Annotated in this window: 30 protein-coding genes; 1 reads left to right on the top strand and 29 read right to left on the bottom strand. The window is 44.0% G+C overall.

The window, feature by feature from the left end; translation table 11 throughout:
• Window positions 1–85: 85 nt before the first annotated feature.
• On the bottom strand, window positions 86–451 hold the full coding sequence (locus tag ANA7108_RS0122140) for a helix-turn-helix domain-containing protein (RefSeq protein ID WP_016953020.1): 366 nt from the start codon (window positions 449–451) through the stop codon (window positions 86–88).
• 190 nt (window positions 452–641) lie between these two features.
• Here ANA7108_RS0122140 and ANA7108_RS0122135 point away from each other — a divergent pair, with 190 nt between their 5' ends.
• The gene (locus ANA7108_RS0122135; RefSeq protein ID WP_016953019.1) at window positions 642–1,088 is read left to right on the top strand and encodes a hypothetical protein; all 447 of its coding nucleotides are present in this window, start codon (window positions 642–644) and stop codon (window positions 1,086–1,088) included.
• Between the two features lie 9 nt (window positions 1,089–1,097).
• On the opposite strand, the gene prfA is transcribed toward ANA7108_RS0122135, so the two are convergent.
• The 28 genes from prfA to rpsS form a co-directional block, all read right to left on the bottom strand.
• Entirely contained in the window at window positions 1,098–2,192 is a 1,095-nt protein-coding gene (prfA, locus tag ANA7108_RS0122130) for a peptide chain release factor 1 (protein WP_026104384.1), read from the bottom strand.
• Between the two features lie 106 nt (window positions 2,193–2,298).
• Window positions 2,299–2,541: a 50S ribosomal protein L31 gene (gene rpmE, locus ANA7108_RS0122125; RefSeq protein WP_016953017.1), complete on the bottom strand. Its 243-nt coding sequence runs from the start codon at window positions 2,539–2,541 to the stop codon at window positions 2,299–2,301.
• A 138-nt stretch (window positions 2,542–2,679) separates the two neighbouring features.
• Window positions 2,680–3,096, bottom strand: coding sequence for a 30S ribosomal protein S9 (rpsI, locus tag ANA7108_RS0122120; RefSeq protein ID WP_016953016.1), 417 nt, complete (start codon window positions 3,094–3,096; stop codon window positions 2,680–2,682).
• Window positions 3,096–3,551, bottom strand: coding sequence for a 50S ribosomal protein L13 (gene rplM, locus ANA7108_RS0122115; protein ID WP_016953015.1), 456 nt, complete (start codon window positions 3,549–3,551; stop codon window positions 3,096–3,098). The genes rpsI and rplM overlap by 1 nt, the downstream gene beginning before the upstream one ends.
• Before the next feature lie 59 nt (window positions 3,552–3,610).
• Window positions 3,611–4,438: a tRNA pseudouridine(38-40) synthase TruA gene (truA, locus tag ANA7108_RS0122110; protein WP_026104383.1), complete on the bottom strand. Its 828-nt coding sequence runs from the start codon at window positions 4,436–4,438 to the stop codon at window positions 3,611–3,613.
• A 68-nt stretch (window positions 4,439–4,506) separates the two neighbouring features.
• Window positions 4,507–4,857: a 50S ribosomal protein L17 gene (gene rplQ, locus ANA7108_RS0122105; protein WP_016953013.1), complete on the bottom strand. Its 351-nt coding sequence runs from the start codon at window positions 4,855–4,857 to the stop codon at window positions 4,507–4,509.
• 33 nt (window positions 4,858–4,890) lie between these two features.
• Window positions 4,891–5,835, bottom strand: a complete 945-nt coding sequence (locus ANA7108_RS0122100; protein ID WP_016953012.1) for a DNA-directed RNA polymerase subunit alpha — start codon at window positions 5,833–5,835, stop codon at window positions 4,891–4,893.
• Window positions 5,836–5,939: 104 nt separating this feature from the next.
• Entirely contained in the window at window positions 5,940–6,104 is a 165-nt protein-coding gene (locus ANA7108_RS30365) for a hypothetical protein (protein WP_158318381.1), read from the bottom strand.
• Window positions 6,105–6,185: 81 nt separating this feature from the next.
• Window positions 6,186–6,581 (bottom strand): 30S ribosomal protein S11, encoded by a 396-nt coding sequence (gene rpsK / locus ANA7108_RS0122095; RefSeq protein ID WP_016953011.1) that lies wholly within the window; start codon window positions 6,579–6,581, stop codon window positions 6,186–6,188.
• Window positions 6,582–6,635: 54 nt separating this feature from the next.
• The gene (rpsM, locus tag ANA7108_RS0122090) at window positions 6,636–7,016 is read right to left on the bottom strand and encodes a 30S ribosomal protein S13 (RefSeq protein WP_015215931.1); all 381 of its coding nucleotides are present in this window, start codon (window positions 7,014–7,016) and stop codon (window positions 6,636–6,638) included.
• A 111-nt stretch (window positions 7,017–7,127) separates the two neighbouring features.
• Window positions 7,128–7,241, bottom strand: coding sequence for a 50S ribosomal protein L36 (rpmJ, locus tag ANA7108_RS29130; protein WP_015129703.1), 114 nt, complete (start codon window positions 7,239–7,241; stop codon window positions 7,128–7,130).
• Between the two features lie 117 nt (window positions 7,242–7,358).
• Window positions 7,359–7,583, bottom strand: a complete 225-nt coding sequence (gene infA, locus ANA7108_RS0122085) for a translation initiation factor IF-1 (RefSeq protein WP_006276978.1) — start codon at window positions 7,581–7,583, stop codon at window positions 7,359–7,361.
• A gap of 180 nt (window positions 7,584–7,763) precedes the next feature.
• Window positions 7,764–8,318 (bottom strand): adenylate kinase, encoded by a 555-nt coding sequence (locus tag ANA7108_RS0122080; protein ID WP_016953010.1) that lies wholly within the window; start codon window positions 8,316–8,318, stop codon window positions 7,764–7,766.
• 2 nt (window positions 8,319–8,320) lie between these two features.
• Window positions 8,321–9,631, bottom strand: coding sequence for a preprotein translocase subunit SecY (gene secY, locus ANA7108_RS0122075; protein WP_016953009.1), 1,311 nt, complete (start codon window positions 9,629–9,631; stop codon window positions 8,321–8,323).
• Between the two features lie 71 nt (window positions 9,632–9,702).
• The gene (gene rplO, locus ANA7108_RS0122070; RefSeq protein WP_016953008.1) at window positions 9,703–10,149 is read right to left on the bottom strand and encodes a 50S ribosomal protein L15; all 447 of its coding nucleotides are present in this window, start codon (window positions 10,147–10,149) and stop codon (window positions 9,703–9,705) included.
• Window positions 10,150–10,198: 49 nt separating this feature from the next.
• Entirely contained in the window at window positions 10,199–10,726 is a 528-nt protein-coding gene (gene rpsE, locus ANA7108_RS0122065) for a 30S ribosomal protein S5 (protein ID WP_016953007.1), read from the bottom strand.
• A gap of 223 nt (window positions 10,727–10,949) precedes the next feature.
• Window positions 10,950–11,312 carry a 50S ribosomal protein L18 gene (rplR, locus tag ANA7108_RS0122060; RefSeq protein ID WP_016953006.1) on the bottom strand — a complete coding sequence of 121 codons (363 nt, stop codon included), beginning with the start codon at window positions 11,310–11,312 and terminating at the stop codon, window positions 10,950–10,952.
• Window positions 11,313–11,314: 2 nt separating this feature from the next.
• Window positions 11,315–11,863, bottom strand: a complete 549-nt coding sequence (gene rplF / locus ANA7108_RS0122055; protein WP_016953005.1) for a 50S ribosomal protein L6 — start codon at window positions 11,861–11,863, stop codon at window positions 11,315–11,317.
• A gap of 184 nt (window positions 11,864–12,047) precedes the next feature.
• Window positions 12,048–12,449 carry a 30S ribosomal protein S8 gene (gene rpsH, locus ANA7108_RS0122050; protein WP_016953004.1) on the bottom strand — a complete coding sequence of 134 codons (402 nt, stop codon included), beginning with the start codon at window positions 12,447–12,449 and terminating at the stop codon, window positions 12,048–12,050.
• A 20-nt stretch (window positions 12,450–12,469) separates the two neighbouring features.
• On the bottom strand, window positions 12,470–13,018 hold the full coding sequence (gene rplE, locus ANA7108_RS0122045) for a 50S ribosomal protein L5 (RefSeq protein ID WP_016953003.1): 549 nt from the start codon (window positions 13,016–13,018) through the stop codon (window positions 12,470–12,472).
• Window positions 13,019–13,114: 96 nt separating this feature from the next.
• On the bottom strand, window positions 13,115–13,462 hold the full coding sequence (gene rplX, locus ANA7108_RS0122040) for a 50S ribosomal protein L24 (protein ID WP_016953002.1): 348 nt from the start codon (window positions 13,460–13,462) through the stop codon (window positions 13,115–13,117).
• Window positions 13,462–13,830 (bottom strand): 50S ribosomal protein L14, encoded by a 369-nt coding sequence (rplN, locus tag ANA7108_RS0122035; RefSeq protein WP_016953001.1) that lies wholly within the window; start codon window positions 13,828–13,830, stop codon window positions 13,462–13,464. The genes rplX and rplN overlap by 1 nt, the downstream gene beginning before the upstream one ends.
• Before the next feature lie 41 nt (window positions 13,831–13,871).
• Window positions 13,872–14,123 carry a 30S ribosomal protein S17 gene (rpsQ, locus tag ANA7108_RS0122030; protein ID WP_016953000.1) on the bottom strand — a complete coding sequence of 84 codons (252 nt, stop codon included), beginning with the start codon at window positions 14,121–14,123 and terminating at the stop codon, window positions 13,872–13,874.
• Window positions 14,124–14,129: 6 nt separating this feature from the next.
• Entirely contained in the window at window positions 14,130–14,357 is a 228-nt protein-coding gene (gene rpmC / locus ANA7108_RS0122025; RefSeq protein WP_016952999.1) for a 50S ribosomal protein L29, read from the bottom strand.
• 3 nt (window positions 14,358–14,360) lie between these two features.
• Window positions 14,361–14,786 (bottom strand): 50S ribosomal protein L16, encoded by a 426-nt coding sequence (gene rplP / locus ANA7108_RS0122020; protein WP_016952998.1) that lies wholly within the window; start codon window positions 14,784–14,786, stop codon window positions 14,361–14,363.
• An 82-nt stretch (window positions 14,787–14,868) separates the two neighbouring features.
• Entirely contained in the window at window positions 14,869–15,636 is a 768-nt protein-coding gene (rpsC, locus tag ANA7108_RS0122015; RefSeq protein ID WP_016952997.1) for a 30S ribosomal protein S3, read from the bottom strand.
• 51 nt (window positions 15,637–15,687) lie between these two features.
• Window positions 15,688–16,047, bottom strand: coding sequence for a 50S ribosomal protein L22 (gene rplV / locus ANA7108_RS0122010; protein WP_016952996.1), 360 nt, complete (start codon window positions 16,045–16,047; stop codon window positions 15,688–15,690).
• 95 nt (window positions 16,048–16,142) lie between these two features.
• A complete protein-coding gene (rpsS, locus tag ANA7108_RS0122005) occupies window positions 16,143–16,421 on the bottom strand; it encodes a 30S ribosomal protein S19 (protein WP_016952995.1) in 279 nt (92 codons plus the stop codon).
• Window positions 16,422–16,544 lie beyond the last annotated feature (123 nt).

Genomic DNA, 16,544 nt, shown 5'->3' with positions numbered 1-16,544 from the left:
GGTACAAAAACGCGGAGATTTTTGGTTTAGATAAGATAAGCAGGTGATAAGGAACAGGGTTGAAAGCCTATTTATTTATATATATCTAAGTTTTCTTATCTGCTTCATTTTCAGAAGCCTCAGCCACAGCAGCCAACCTATCCGCTGCTGCTTGCACAATTTGCGCCACTTGACTCAGAGGCATATGCTGAATTTGCCTCAAAATCAAACTTAAATCTGAAGTTTCTTGTATTGGCTTACCATTTAAACAGCTGAGTAACTCCTCTAGTGTATAACCAGCTCTCACTGCAATTTTCGCCAAATATTCTGTATCTGGCACATTTACACCTTTTTCCCACAACTGAACAGCAGTAGCAGAAACGCCCAAGAGCTTGCCAAATCCCCTCTGACTCATGGAGCCACGAGCAAGTTTGATTATTTCAATCAGTTTTTCTCTGCTTTCGATTTTCACTGCTTATGTAGCTACTCAACTGGATTTATAAGTTTAGTGAGCAAACTCTACAATTTAACTTTTTTATTGACAGGTTTACTTGTAACTGATATTATGGATTGATAGTTATTAATCTAAAAGTTTTATTTGAATTGTGAGATAACACTAATAGATTTTTCGGCATTACTACCAATCATTTAAACGGTGCATCATGTTTCTTCAGTCACGTTCAACTACCAAATATCGCCGCAAAGGTAAAAACCTAATTAGCGCTAATCAAATTAAACCAGAAAATTGGCACATTTCGGAAGCCGAGGCGAAAAAAGCTCTACAAGCCAAAGGCTACAATGTCAAGCAAATCAAAAAAATCTACTGCCTTAAGTATCAGGTGTCTATTTCCTACTGGGATAATCAAGGCAACGTTTGCAGCAGTTTTTTCAGCTATCGCATTTTTACCCGTTGGCACAAAGAAGTAGAAAAGTTAATTAACAACTGCCAAAACCTCAAGGTATGGACAAGATTAAACCACATCATGGGCTATGAATTCGCTTGTTACTATTACCTAAGTGAGATAGAAGACACTCTACAGCAGGCATTAGAAAACCGCCTGGATGTATTACAAGAAACATCTGAACAAGCGGTTTTTCAGGTTATTTAAGAGGTAATATTAGCTACCAGAGGTGGCTAATTCTGCTAAACGCTCTTGCTGGTCTTGAGATATACAAGATTGAATCACAGTTTCTAAATCGCCTTCCAGAACAGGGTTTAGTGTGTAATTTTGCCCTAAGCGATGATCGGTAACTCGACTATCTTTATAGTTATAAGTGCGAATTTTTTCAGAACGGGAACCTGTACCAACTTGCGATCGCCTCATAGAAGTGACAGCCTCTTGTTGTTCCCGTAACTTCATTTCATACAATTTCGCCCGCAAAATTTGCATCGCCCGTTCTTTATTTTGCAACTGGCTGCGTTCTTCTGTACAAAAAATTCTAATTCCCGTGGGTTTGTGGAACAAGTCAGCGGCTGTTTCCACCTTGTTGACGTTTTGTCCACCAGCACCACCAGAACGGGCGGTACTCATTTCAATATCTTTCGGGTCAATATGAATTTCCACATCATCCACTTCTGGCATAATGGCGATAGTAGCTGTAGAAGTGTGAACCCTTCCCCCAGCTTCCGTGGCTGGTACGCGCTGCACCCGATGCACTCCAGCTTCAAACTTCAGCTTGCTGTAAACGCTGTCGCCTTGAATTTCCAGAATCACCTCTTTGAAGCCACCCATTTCACCCAGAGATTCACTGACTAGCTTCACTTTCCAACCCTGAGTATCAGCATAGCGGGAATACATTCGCAGTAAATCCCCAGCCCAAATACTTGCTTCATCGCCACCAGTACCAGCGCGAATTTCCAACATGATGTTTTTATCATCATTGGGGTCACGGGGTAGCAGCAACACCTTCAAGCGGATTTCCAGGTATTCAAGCTTTTCTACTAGCTCATTAACTTCCAAAGCTGCCATTTCTTGCAACTCAGGATCGCTATTTGCCTCTTTCAGTACCTGACGCGCCCCTACCAATTCATCCTGAGCGGTTTTCCAAATTTCATAGGTATTGACTACCTCTTCCAAAGAAGAACGAGACTTGGCAATTTTTTGATACTCATCGGGGTTTTTAGTGGTATCAGGGTCGCCCAGGCGACGTGTTAATTCATGAAAGGTTTGTTCAACAGATTTCAGTTTCTCCAGCAGGTATGATTCAGCCATGATCAGGGCAACGCTCCTTAAAAAATAACTAGTGTGGCTTTCTGCATTAAATGACAATCGACCCTGCATCTATGTAGGGTCGTCGTTAATAGCTACAGCCAACCAGCTACTTTTTATCTTGGTCGTCGCCAGAGGTTTGAGTACTGCTCATACCGTATTTGCGGAGGAAGCGTTCAACTCGACCCTCAGCATCAATCATCTTCTGAGTACCAGTGTAAAAAGGGTGGTTTCCAGACCAAACGTCTACGTGTAGTTCAGGCTTGGTAGAACCGACGGTCATCACAACTTGACCGTTACAGTAGACCTTAGCCTCTGGATACCACTGGGGATGAATATCAGATTTAGCCATTGTTCCTTTTGTGGTGAATCTAAATAAATTATAACTGGGACTGGGGACTGGGGACTGGGGATTGGGGATATGGAAAAATTTGAATAACCTTCTGCCTTCTGCCTTCTGCCTCCTGCCTCCTGCCTCCTGCCTTCTGTCTTACCGCTTGGAATACTGAGGAGCTTTCCGAGCTTTGTGTAAACCGTATTTTTTCCGTTCTTTAGCTCGTGGGTCACGAGTTAAGTAGCCTTCGGTTTTCAAAGGTGGACGGTTATCTGGGTCTAATTGGCACAAAGCACGAGCCACACCCAAGCGAATAGAATCTGCTTGTCCTGTCAAACCGCCGCCTACGGCCTTGACCAAAATGTCATATTCGTTTTCAAGTCCCAAAGTTTCCAAGGGCGCTTTGATGACTCCCAGGTAATTGGCGTTGAATTGGAAGTACAACACTCCATCTTTGCCATTCACAATCAACTTGCCTTCACCTGGAACTAGGCGTACACTGGCGACTGCGGACTTACGACGGCCAGTACCCCAGTATACGGCGCGACCACTATTGGCTTCTACTGCGACCATTAATTTTCTCCAGGAATTGTACTAATGTTTAATTCTTTGGGTTGTTGAGCCTCATGGGGATGAGTAGGCCCAGCGTATACTTTCAGTTTGGTAAACAACTGCTTACCCAAGCTATTTTTAGGCAACATACCTTTAACAGCGTGTTCTAAAATCCGTTCTGGTAGGCGCTGTTGCAGCTTGGCGAAGGTTTCTGTCTTCATCCCGCCGGGACGACCAGAATGGCGACGGTAGAGTTTTTGGGTACGTTTTTTGCCTGTAACTGCTACTTTTTCGGCGTTGATGACAACAACGAAATCACCTGTGTCCATGTGAGGGGTGTATTCAGCTTTTCTTTTCCCTCTCAAGACCATAGCGATTTCGCTGGCCAGGCGACCAAGGCGTTTATCGGTGGCATCTACTACGTACCACTCACGCTCAAGGGATGCTTGAGGAGGAAGGTATGTTTTACTACTCATTGTTATTTGTCCTTTGTTTTTGTTCTTGGTCAGTTGTCAGTTGTGCTAATGACTAATGACTAATAACCAAACACTAAATATGGTTGGGTGTCGTACCAAATTTCCGGGGGAAAGGGAAAATCGGGATAGCCTACTCGTAACAAGCATAAACCTTGGGGAGGCGCGGCGTATTTTACTTCTTCCCGGCGTTCTTCTTTCCAGATTTCAGTAAAGTTAGCCAGCGTCCTTTGTCCAGAACCTACTTGTACGAGCATTCCTAACAACAGGCGTACCATGCCATATAAGAATCCATTAGCCTGAATTTCAATATGGATAAAAGACCCATTGCGACGACACTCTGCTGCTTGTACCTCTACCCAAGAATGCGATCGCGCTGACCCAGCTCGATGAAAGGCGGCTAAATGATGTTTTCCCAGCAGCGGTTCGAGGGCAGCTTGGATTAAGGATTCATCCAGGGGTGCATAATAATAATGCCAACTGAAACGGTTCACGAACAAGTTCGGTAGAGCCTCAGTGTAGATTGTGTAGCGATACCGTCGAGAGTCTGCACTAAAGCGAGCGTGCCAACGGTCGCTTACACCCGCCGAAGCCCTAATTAATATATCCGGGGGCAGATAGCTGTTCAGAACTGTTGCCCATTTGTGAGCCGGGATTAAACCTGTAGCATCAAAATGGGCTACTTGTGCAGCGGCGTGAACTCCGGCATCGGTTCTCCCTGCGCCGTGAAGTGTCACATGATACCCCAGAATAGTAGCTATAGCTGTTTCTATTTCTTCCTGGACGGTTCGCTGGCGTGATTGCCGTTGCCAGCCATGAAACTGAGTACCTAAGTACTGAATGACCAAGGCTACTCGATGAGTTGCTGTAGGCTCGCGGCTATCTAACATATCAATCAATTTTAGATTTGTGATTTTAGATTTAATCCAAAATCCAAAATCCAAAATCCAAAATATGGTTACACCAGTTCAATGATTGCCATTTCCGCATTGTCACCGCGACGGGGTACTGTATGCAGGATACGAGTATAACCCCCTTGACGGTTGGCATAGCGAGTAGGAGCTTGCTCAAATAGAGCATGAACCAATGTTTTGTCAAAAATGTAGCCTAGAGCTTCTCGACGTGCTGCTAAGGAGCCATTTTTGGCGAGGGTAATCATTTTATCCACTTCACTTCGCAAGACTTTAGCGCGGATTAAAGTGGTGGTGATTCGACCATGACGAATGACTTCGGTGGTTAGCGATCGCAACAGGGCGCGGCGCTGGTCTGCTGGTTTACTGAGTTTTTTGACTCGACAACGGTGACGCATAATAATGCACTGTGAATTATTAAATGTGAAAAGTTAAGCGTGCTTAGAGCCTCTTTCTTGGGGTAAAGTTATTCCTAAACGTCGCTGTAAAGCTTCTACTACTTCTTCTGCGGACTTCTGACCGAAGTTTTTAATTTCTAGTAGGTCTTCTTGGGTGTAATCCAACAAGTCTGCCACAGAGTTAACTTGAGCTCGTTTGAGACAGTTATATGCCCGTACAGAAAGTTGCAACTCTTCAATCGGAATCTGAGCAGTTGGGTCATCTGGGATATCTGAACCTGTATCAGTTGGTTCCAGGGAGATATCTTTCAATGGGTTAAATAAATCTACCAAAATTCCAGCTGCCGAAGATAGTGCTTCTTGAGGAGAAAGACTACCATTTGTCCAAACTTCTAATAGTAGTCTGTCTTTAAGCGATCCATCTCCACGAGCTTCTTCAACGCTATAGTTGACTTTTCGCACTGGCATAAATACCGAGTCGATTTGTAGAAAGTCTAAAGATGTGGCTTCTTCCCTTCCTCTCTCGACAGTGCGATATCCTTTGCCTCGTTCAATCCGAAATTCCATTTCCAGTTTGCCGCCATCTGCTAATGTAGCTACATACTGGGTGGGATCAATAACTTCTACTTCACTGGGTAAATCAAAATGTGCCGCAGTGACTATTACTGGACCGTTAACGAGTAACCGACCAATCTGAGGTTGAGAGGAATAACTTTTGAGAATGACTTCCTTCATTCGCATGAGGATTTCCAGCACGTCTTCCCGCACACCTGGAACTGTGGCAAACTCGTGGCTAACCCCAGCAATCCGCACGGCTGTAACCGCCGTACCCTCTAGATTGGACAGTAAAACCCGCCGCAACGCGTTGCCAACTGTTGTTCCTTGACCGCGCTCTAGAGGTTCCAGAACAAATTTACTGTAATGGCTTCGACTTTCCTCAGTATTAGATTCTACACATTCAATTTGAAACTGCGCCACGGAGTAGCCTCCCTTTTTAAGGTGCTGCTAGAAGGCAAATTAATTGCCTCTCGAATTTACTTTCTGACCTGAGATTTGATTGAGGCTGATCAAACTAAGAACATCTAGAAGTTGTCAAGTTTGATGCTCCAATTTAACCCACAGGCGCTGATAATATTTTGGCTGAACCAAAATGCGATCAGTCCTGCCTGTGAGAATACCTGACTTGCTGCTTCCGTCACCTCATGGTTCTGAAGTTGACAAGCATTGACTGTGCTTTGGCAGTTCACACTTTATCCACTCCAGATGAGATTACAAGCGATTGTCATTCTTATGTCGCTTTTTGTCTGAGCTTGATTACCAAGTTTTGTTTAAACTCGACGGCGCTTAGGCGGACGACAACCATTGTGAGGAATCGGGGTAATATCCCGAATCAGCGTAATTTCCAATCCTGCTCCTTGAAGTGCGCGGATGGCAGTTTCTCTACCTGCTCCAGGTCCGCTGACCATAACTTCAATTTGGCGCATTCCTTGATCGATGGCTCTACGGGCTGCACTTTCAGCGGCTGTTTGTGCTGCAAAAGGTGTTCCCTTTTTTGCCCCTTTAAATCCACTAGAACCAGCGCTTGCCCAGGAGATGACATCTCCATTTTGATCTGTAATAGAGACAATGCTATTGTTAAAAGTAGATTGGATGTAGGCAATCCCGTTGGGTACGTTCCGTTTCTGCTTTTTGCTCCCGGATTTTTTAGTTGGTTGTCTGGCCATATTTGTTTGGTTAATTTAAGGTAAAGCTTGCTTCCATTAGCAAGTGCTGAAAAATTATTTGCCAGGCGCTTTTTTCTTACCAGCTACTGTCTGCCTTCTACCACGTCTGGTTCTAGCATTGGTGCGGGTTCTTTGCCCTCTGACGGGTAATCCCATCCGATGGCGACGACCTCTGTAAGAGCCTATATCAACTAGACGCTTAATGTTCATCGCTTCTAAGCGTCGCAAGTCACCTTCCACCTGATAGTTGCTTTCTATTTCTCCCCGCAGGGCGGCAACATCAGCATCACTCAAGTCTTTAACGCGGGTGTCTGGGTTCACACCAGTCGCTGCTAATATCTCTTGCGACCTTGATAATCCAATTCCGTAAATGTAAGTCAGACCAATTTCGACGCGTTTGTCGCGTGGAAGGTCTACTCCGGAGATCCGTGCCACAATTAATCTCTCCCTATTCTTTTGGTAATCGCAGTTGGCAAAACGTGATTAATCGCGTCTTTTAGTTTTGATGGTGATTTGATATGATACCAAGCTCTTGTAGTCAGAGCGCTATCCTTGACGTTGTTTGTGCTTGGGGTTAACACAAATCACCATGACGCGACCACGGCGTTTGATCACGTTACATTTTTCACAAATTTTCTTGACTGAAGCTCTGACTTTCATGCCTTTTCTAATTGACTCCAAATAGTAAATTATAGCATTTCTAGAGAAAATAATTCAGTTAAGTAACTGGGTAAACCCCAAAAAAAGCTGATTTATGGTAAAATTTTCTACATATATTTACTTTTTCCGCAATCTATAGGTAATTCTGCCTTTTGTTAAGTCATAGGGCGTTAACTCCACCTTAACGCGATCACCGGGTAAAATTTTGATGTAATTACGGCGAATTTTGCCAGAAATGTGAGCTAATACGTTAAATCCATTGTCTAGGTCAACACGAAACATTGCATTGGGCAATGACTCGGTGACAGTACCTTCCATTTCAATCAAATCTTGCTTAGACAATTTGTTTTTTCCTCAACTCAACAATCTCCTGTGACCAAGCAGTACTTTCATCTGCACAAGAACACAATTTGAGAAATATATCAACAGTTTATTAATATATCTTAGCTAAAAGGTAACAGAGACTGGGATCTGGGGACTGGGAAAATTGCTCCCCCTGCTTCCCCTACCTCCCGGTCATTCTTAAGCAGCTATGAGATTTTTCAATGAGTCAGTGACTTCTGCTTGGGACTGATTGCCATCAACCGTTAGAAGTTTTTGGCGATCGCTGTAATAATCGATCAGGGGTGCAGTTTCCTGCCGATAAACCTCTAAACGACGACGAATAACTTCTTCGTTATCGTCTTTTCTTCCTCTTCCGAGCAAGCGGGTAATAACAACGTCGTCTGGTGCATCCAAATTAACTACCCTTTCACCATCCTGGCCTATCTTTTGCAGTAATTCTGCCAAAAAAGTGGCTTGGGTTACTTTACGAGGAAAGCCGTCAAGAATCCAACCTGTTTTTGTATCTGGTCGATTAAGACGCTCTTCTACTAGATCCTGAACAAGTTGATCAGGTACTAACTCACCCTTATCCATGTAGCTTTGTGCTTTTATGCCCAAAGGTGTTTGGTCTTTGATGGCTTGCCGTAATATATCACCAGTAGAAATATGGGGAATCTTCAAGAATTCAGCCAAGGTTATTGCCTGAGTCCCTTTACCAGCACCTGGTGGTCCCAAGAAGATTAAGCGAGTCACTATTATTTCACCATTCCTTCATAGCGCTGAGAAATTACATAAGTTTGGACTTGTTTGGCCGTCTCAATGGCTACACCCACGAGAATTAACAGAGATGTAGCACCCAGTCCCTTAAAAGTTGGCACTTTCAAAGCACTTTCTACGGCTGTGGGAATAATTGCCACCAAGCCTAAAAAGATCGCACCCAAAAAAGTGAGTCTATTAGTTACACGCTCAATGTACTCACTTGTAGCTTTACCTGGACGAATCCCAGGAATACTAGAACCCATTTTTTTCAAATTCTGAGCTACATCTACAGGGTTGAGAATCAACGAAGAATAGAAGTAACTAAAGAAAACAATGGAAGTTAAATAAACTAGAGCGTATACCCAAGGTGCAGAGCCACCAGGACTCAAATAGGTGTTAACAATGGTTGCTAATTCTGGGTTTTTTGTGAAATTTGCAATTAAGAGTGGCAAACTTAGGATTGCTGCCGCAAAAATAATCGGCATGACACCGCCAGAATTGAGGCGTAGGGGTAAATAACTACGCTGTTCTGCCAAAACCCGTCTACCAACTTGGCGACGAGCAGAAATAATAGGTATACGACGCATACCTTCTTGCACAAAGACAATCCCTACGATTGTTAGCAAGAATACTAATACTAGAACGATGACGCGACCGACGATTTCCCGTCCACCAACTTGTACTAAGTCAATGGTGTCGCCCAAAGATTTGGGTAGAGAAGCAACAATGTTAACAAAAATCAACAATGATGCACCGTTACCAATACCACGTTCTGTAATTAGTTCTGATGCCCACATGACAAACATAGAACCGGCCGTTAGAGCAATTGCCGTTTCCGCTACAAATAGTGGTCCTGGGTTTAAGGCAAATTGCTGTAGAAATAATGCCGAAAAAGCGACACTTTGTATAATTGCCCAAACGACAGTTACATAGCGGGTGATTTGGGATATTTTGCGCCGACCTGCCTCACCTTCATTTTTCTGTAAATTTTCTAAAGAAGGAAGTGCTGTGGTTAGCAATTGGATGATAATGGACGCATTGATGAAAGGTAAAATCCCTAAAGCAAAGACACCTAGGGTAGATAATCCCCGCCCAGAAAATATATCCAATAAACCAAATACGGAATTATTGCCCGAAATTGCCTCAGCAAACCTAACTCTATTAATTCCTGGTATGGGCAAAAAGATTCCCAGGCGAACCAAAATTAAAATACCGACGGTAACAAGCAGCCTACCTCTGAGTCCGGCGGCTTGGGCCATCTGCATAAAAGTTTCTTGAGCCGTTGGGGCTTTATCTCGACTGATCATAGAGTGCTACCTTTATAGTGAACCAGGCGCGCTGATGCGAGTTCGCTAGCTTTAAATTGCGCTTTCTTGGCTCAGGTTAAGACTTCACAACTCCCACCAGCGGCCTCAATTTTGATCCGGGCTTGTCCTGTGAAAGCTGCTGCTTGCACCTTGAGCGGAATGCTCAATTCCCCATTACCCAGAATCTTCAATGGACCCTTAGCAGCCGTAAGTATACCTGCTTCTCTTAAGGAAGCTAAAGTTACTTCAGTGTTTGCAGGTAAGGAGGCTAACTTCTCTACATTAATCGTAGTGTAAATTTTACGATTAACAATTGGAAAGCCTTTGAGCTTGGGTAAGCGGCGGTACAATGGTTGTTGACCACCTTCAAAACCAGGTCTAGTTCCGCTACCGGAGCGAGATTTTTGACCCCGCATACCTAAACCTGCACTAGCGCCTTGTCCGGCAGAAATACCTCTACCTACACGCTTACGGCGTTTTTTCGAGCCTTTTTGAGGCTTAACATCGTTGAGTCTCATGATGTAATTAGTAGTTTTTTAAACTAATACTTAGTAAGAAGGTCATCTACTAGATGTAGAGATTCTCAATAGCAATACCCCGATCCTCAGCGACTTCAGCAAAGGTTCGCAGTGTAGATAGGGCATTAACTGCAGCTCTAGCATTGTTGAGAGGATTGTTGGAGCCGAGTTGCTTGGCGAGAACGTTGCGAACTCCTGCTAACTCTAATACAGTCCGTACTGCTCCCCCAGCAATTACCCCTGTACCTGGAGCTGCTGGTCGCATCATCACCTTAGCACCGCCACCAACGCCATCAATGGGATGGGGAATAGAATTGGATTTGGTAATAGGGATATCAATCAGATGTTTTTTACCGTCGGCAACGCCTTTTTTCACGGCACCAATTACATCTGAGGCTTTACCTACTCCCACGCCAACTTGACCGCGTTCGTTACCAACGACCACAATCGCCCGGAAGCTAAGTTTTTTACCACCTTTAACGACTTTACTCACTCGTCGGATCTGAATAACTCGCTCTTGCCAAGTGGTTTCTTCTTTTTTGGCACGTTTTGTTCTACTTTTACGCTCTGTTGCCATAATTAATGCTCTGGTGAACGTCAGTTGTGAGTCAGTGCGATTTTGGGGATTTACCCCATAAGCATCTGACGTATGCCTAGGACACGCTGTGCAAACGCGTAGTGTCTCTATCAGAGATACGCGAAGGTTCAGTTGTCAATTGTCAATTGTCAATTGTCAATTGTCATTTGTCATTTGTCTTAATAGCTAATGACTCCTGACCAATGACTCATGACTCATGATTTTAGAAATCTAAACCAGCCTCCCGTGCTGCTTCAGCTAGTGCTTTGATGCGTCCGTGATAAAGGTTGCCACCACGATCAAAAACCACTTTAGTAATACCCTTTTCCAGTGATCGCACTGCTATCAACTTACCAACTTGCGCTGATGCATTGCAGTTCGACCCAGAAGCTAAACTAGATTTCAACTCTGGTTCTAAAGTTGATGCTGCTACAAGGGTTTGATGCTGTGTATCATCAATGATCTGAACATAAATATGTTCATTAGAACGGAATACAGCTAGCCTGGGACGTTCTGATGAACCACTAACTTTGCCGCGAACGCGTCGATGGCGACGCTGTTTTGATTCTCTACGAGTAAGTTTCATGTTTACTTCTTACCACTCTTACCAGTCTTACCAGCTTTCCGTCTGACCACTTCTCCGGCATAGCGAATACCTTTACCTTTATAAGGTTCTGGTGGACGAACGGCACGAATTTTAGCTGCTGTGTTGCCTACAATTTCTTTGTCATAGCCACTAACTATGACATTAGTAGTACCTTCGACTGCAAACTGAATTCCATCTGGTGGTTCTATTTGCACTTGATGGCTGTAACCCATATTTAAAACTAGGTTACGACCTTGAACTTGGGCGCGGTAACCTACCCCTTGAATTTCCAAGCGGCGTTGAAAACCTTGAGAAACTCCTTCAACCATGTTGGCAACTAAAGTCCGGCTTAAACCGTGTAGTTGCCTAGAGGTACGGGTTTCATCCCGACGTGTTACTAGTAATGTTTCTCCTTCTTGGGAGACTGTAACATTAGCAGGTAGAATCCGTGAAAGTTCTCCTTTTGGACCTTTGATGACTACACTAGTGCCATCAATCGCCACTTGTACTTTGGCGGGAACAGTAATTGGACGTTTACCAATTCGAGACATGATTTTTTGTCAGTTGTTCAGTTGTCAGTTCTGAGACAGCGCCCAGAACAGGGGGTTTCCCCCATGTAGGTGGAGTCATTCCGTCTTGGGTGCGATTTAGGTATCATCAGTGATGGTCAGTCGTCAGTTTTAGGTTGAACTGAACTATTGACGTTCGTAAATGCGTGCCGGAGGCACTTGACGACTACCAAACGTAGCAAAGCACTTCACCACCTAAATTCTGACGGCGTGCTTCGCGGTCAGTCATAATACCACTGGATGTGGAAATAATAGCGATACCAATACCACCTAATACTCTGGGTAATTCTTTTCGATTAGAGTAAACTCGCAAACCAGGTTTGCTCACCCGCTTTAAGGCGGTGATTAGGGGTTGGCGATTTTTGCCTTTGTATTTTAGGGAAATCACCAGATTGAGTTTTACCCCTTCTCCTGATTCTTCGAATTCAGCAATAAAGCCTTCGTTCTGTAGAACTTTAGCAATATTACGAGTCATTTTTGTTGCTGGCACTTGTGTAGTTTGATGCCTTGCCAGATTAGCATTGCGGATGCGCGTCAGCATATCTGCAATTGTGTCGTTAGCCGCCATCGTTCCCTCTTTAGATGAACTTATTGATCGCGAAAGGGCATTCCCATTTCTTTAAGTAAAGCACGACCCTCTTCGTCATTTTTTGCTGTGGTGATGATAGAAATATCGAGACCACGGATTTGATCGATGCTGTCGTACTCGACTTCTGGAAAAATTAGCTGTTCTCTTACACCCAGAGTGTAGTTGCCTCGTCCGTCAAAACTTTTAGGACTAACGCCGCGAAAGTCGCGTATTCTGGGCAAGGAAAGGCTAACAAGTCGGTCAAGAAAGGCATACATCCGTTCGCCTCTCAGAGTCACCATGATACCAACAGGCATACCTTGACGAATTTTGAAGCCAGCGATCGCCTTTTTTGCCCTTGTCACTACTGGCTTTTGCCCAGTTATTAGTGCAATTTCGTTTAAAGACGCTTCTAATGCTTTAGCATTCTGAGCAGCTTCTCCCAAACCTCTATTAATAGTTATTTTTACTACCTTCGGCACTTGATGCACGTTGGTGTATTGAAACTGATTAATCAGTTTGGGAACAATTGTCTCTTGGTATAAGTTTTTGAGTCTGGTTGTCGCCATAGTTGTTTGTCCTTATTATCCCTGGGCTTTGTCAGGGTCGCTGCGCTCCAATTAAAAATTAAAAATTCCAAATTAACAAGTTGAAACTATTGATTTTTAATTGTTGAGGATCTCGCCTGTTTTTTTGAGCATTCTGACTTTCTTACCTTCGGAGGTGAAAGTGTAGCAGACGCGACTGGCGACATTTTGCTTGGTGGAATAGAGCATCACGTTAGAGCTATGAATTGGGAATTCTTGGGTGATAATCTGCCCGGATTCCCCTTCTTGCTGAGGTTTAACGTGTTTGGTTTTAATATTCACACCTTTGATAAGAACTTTACTCAGTTGGGGTAGTGCTTTGATCACTTCACCAACTTTACCCTTATCTTTACCAGCAATCACTTGTACAGTGTCGCCGGTTTTAACGTGCATTTTGTGGAAAACTTTGGGTTGGGGCTTTGCCATTACAGCACCTCTGGAGCCAGAGAAACAATTTTAGTGAAATTTTTATCGCGTAATTCCCGTGCCACTGGTCCAAAGACCCGTGTACCTCTGGGATTACCATCTTTGTTAATGATCACTGCGGCGTTGTCATCAAAACGAATGCTCATACCGCTATCTCTATTTATACTTTTTCTAGTACGAACAATGACAGCTTCTACAACATCAGACTTTTTTACAGCCATGTTGGGTGTGGATTCTTTGACAACGGCGATAATTTTATCGCCCACGCCACCGTAACGGCGGTTACCTGCACCTAATACGCGGATGCACATTAGCTTTTTGGCACCGCTATTATCTGCGACATTCAGGTAGGTTTGGGGTTGAATCACAATCGGTCTCCCTTAGGAAGTTTGTGGCTTTTGAACAACTATTAAGTTGTAGATTTAGTGTTGAGGATTTCTGTGATTTGCCAGCGTTTGGTTTTACTCAGAGGTCTAGTTTCCTGAATGCGGACGCGATCGCCCACTTTGCAGTTATTTTCCTCATCGTGGACTTTATATCGCTGAGTTTTAACTACAATTTTGCCGTACTTGGGATGAGGAGCGCGGTTTTCTACAGCCACTACCACCGTTTTTTGCATTTTGTCGCTCACTACCAAGCCAACTCGTTCTTTGACTGCCATAATCTCCTACTTTTCTTCTTTAGTCGGCTGACTTGCTGCCCGTTGGCGTTCTCCCTCTACTGTGAGTAATTGGGACAAGCGATGGCGAGCGTGTCTGAACTGGTGAGGTTTCTCTAGTTGTCTAGTGGCTTTCTGCAAGCGCAGCTGAAAAAGTTGCCTTTTTACAGCAATAATTTCCTCAGCCAGCTTTTCGTCACTCAATTCTCTAGCTTCTGAAACTTTGGGAAGAGGCATAACCTACTCCTGCTCCTGTGGTTGAGAGCGTACAATAAACTTAGTTTTAATCGGTAGCTTGTAATCAGCCAAGCGCATGGCTTCACGGGCTATCTCTTCGGAAACACCAGCGATTTCAAATAAAATTCGGCCTGGTTTAACTACAGCCACCCAAAATTCTGGGTTCCCTTTACCGGAACCCATCCGGGTTTCAGCGGGACGCATGGTTACGGGTTTATCAGGGAAAATCCGAATCCAGATTTTACCACCCCGGCGAATATAACGAGTCATCGCCCGACGGGAAGCTTCGATTTGCCGGGAGGTAATCCATGCTGGTTCTTGTGCTTGGAGGGCAAAATCTCCAAAGTTGAGGGTGCTGCCACGGCTTGCTAGACCCTCCATTCTTCCGCGTTGTTGTTTGCGGAATTTAGTTCTTCTAGGACTTAACATGATTTGTCGGTTGTCAGTTGTCAGTTGTCAGTTGTCAGTTGTCAGTTGTCAGCTTGTTTTACCACTGACTACTGACTATTGACTATCCTTCATTTGAGCGGTCTTCAAACTGCTGGCGACGACGCTGTTGTTGACGGCGACGAGGATCACGATCGCGGTCTCGATCACGTGTTGCTGGTGGAGGTGGAGTTTCTTCCTGTCCAGGAATAATTTCTCCCTTAAATACCCAAACTTTGATGCCCAAAATGCCGTAAACAGTTTGCGCTGTGCAGTAAGAGTAGTCAATATCAGCCCGTAAGGTATGTAAAGGTACTCTACCCTCCCGTGTCCACTCTGTCCGGGCAATTTCTGCACCGTTAAGCCGACCACTGACTTGAATTTTAATTCCTTGTACACCAGCCCTTTGAGCGCGCTGAATAGATTGACGCACTACCCGACGGAAGGAAACGCGGCGTTCTAATTGTTGAGCAATGTATTCAGCAATCAGATAGGCATCAGCATCAACTCGTTGAACTTCAACTACGTTAATGCGAATTTGGCGGTTGCTCCCCAACATTTCTTGGAGTCCGGTTCGCAATGATTCTATACCTTGTCCACCGCGACCTACAACCACACCTGGTCTAGCCGTCCGAACTTCTAGGTCGATTTGGTCAGCTTTGCGCTCAATCCGTACTTCGGAAATTCCGGCGTTGTTTTGAGCGTATCTACCCAGTTTTTGTTCTATGTACTTACGGAGTTTGTGGTCTTCTTGTAATAGTTCTGGATAACGGTCAGGAACGGCAAACCAACGGGATTGATGTTCTTGAGTAATACCCAGACGAAAACCGACTGGATGAATTTTCTGTCCCACAAATGCTTCCTCTAAAATTTCTTACTGTACGCAATTGCTTGTCTCTATTGCTTATTTAGCAGCCGTGCCTGCGCCCACAGCTACAGTAATATGACAGGTTGGTTTGCGAATTTGGTAAGCTCGACCCTGCGCTCTGGGTTGGAACCGTTTCAGCACAGGACCTTGGTCGGCATATGCCTGAGTAATCACTAGTTCGGCTCTATCAAGCCCTTCGTTGTGTTCAGCATTAGCGGCAGCACTTCTGAGTACTTTCAATACTGGATCACAAGCTCGATAGGGCATGAATTCTAGGATAATTAAGGCTTCTCGGTATGAGCGACCTCGGATTTGGTCGAGTACACGACGGACTTTGTAGGCAGAAATGCGGATATAACGAGCGATCGCTTTAACTTCTGTAGTATCAGTTGCCATAATTTTCTCCATCTTTATCAATTAAAAATTTAAATTTAAAAATTAAAAATGAACAACTTCAATTTTTTAATTTTTAATTCTGAATTTTTAATTGATTATCTGCCTGATTTTTTGTCACTTTTACCATGACCTCTGTAGGTACGTGTTGGGGCAAATTCTCCCAACTTATGACCTACCATCTGTTCATTTACAAACACTGGAACGTGTTGTCTTCCGTTGTGAACAGCTATTGTATGGCCTACCATCATAGGTAAAATTGTCGAGGCTCTTGACCAAGTTTTGATCACTTGCTTTTCATTTTTTGCGTTCAGCTTTTCCAGCTTACTGAGCAAATGATCGGCAACGAAAGGACCTTTTTTTAGAGAACGACCCATAATTAGATTTTGGATTTTGGATTTTGGATTTTGAATTTCTAATTTTGGATTTTGGATAATTAAGGTGTCTGATCAGGCTTCAAAAACTTTGAATGCTTAAAAACAGACCCCATCTAAAATCCA

The organism is Anabaena sp. PCC 7108 (assembly GCF_000332135.1).
Taxonomy (GTDB): domain Bacteria; phylum Cyanobacteriota; class Cyanobacteriia; order Cyanobacteriales; family Nostocaceae; genus Anabaena.
The sequence above is the reverse complement of the archived record's forward strand: the minus strand, read 5'-3'. Positions and strand labels throughout refer to the sequence as shown.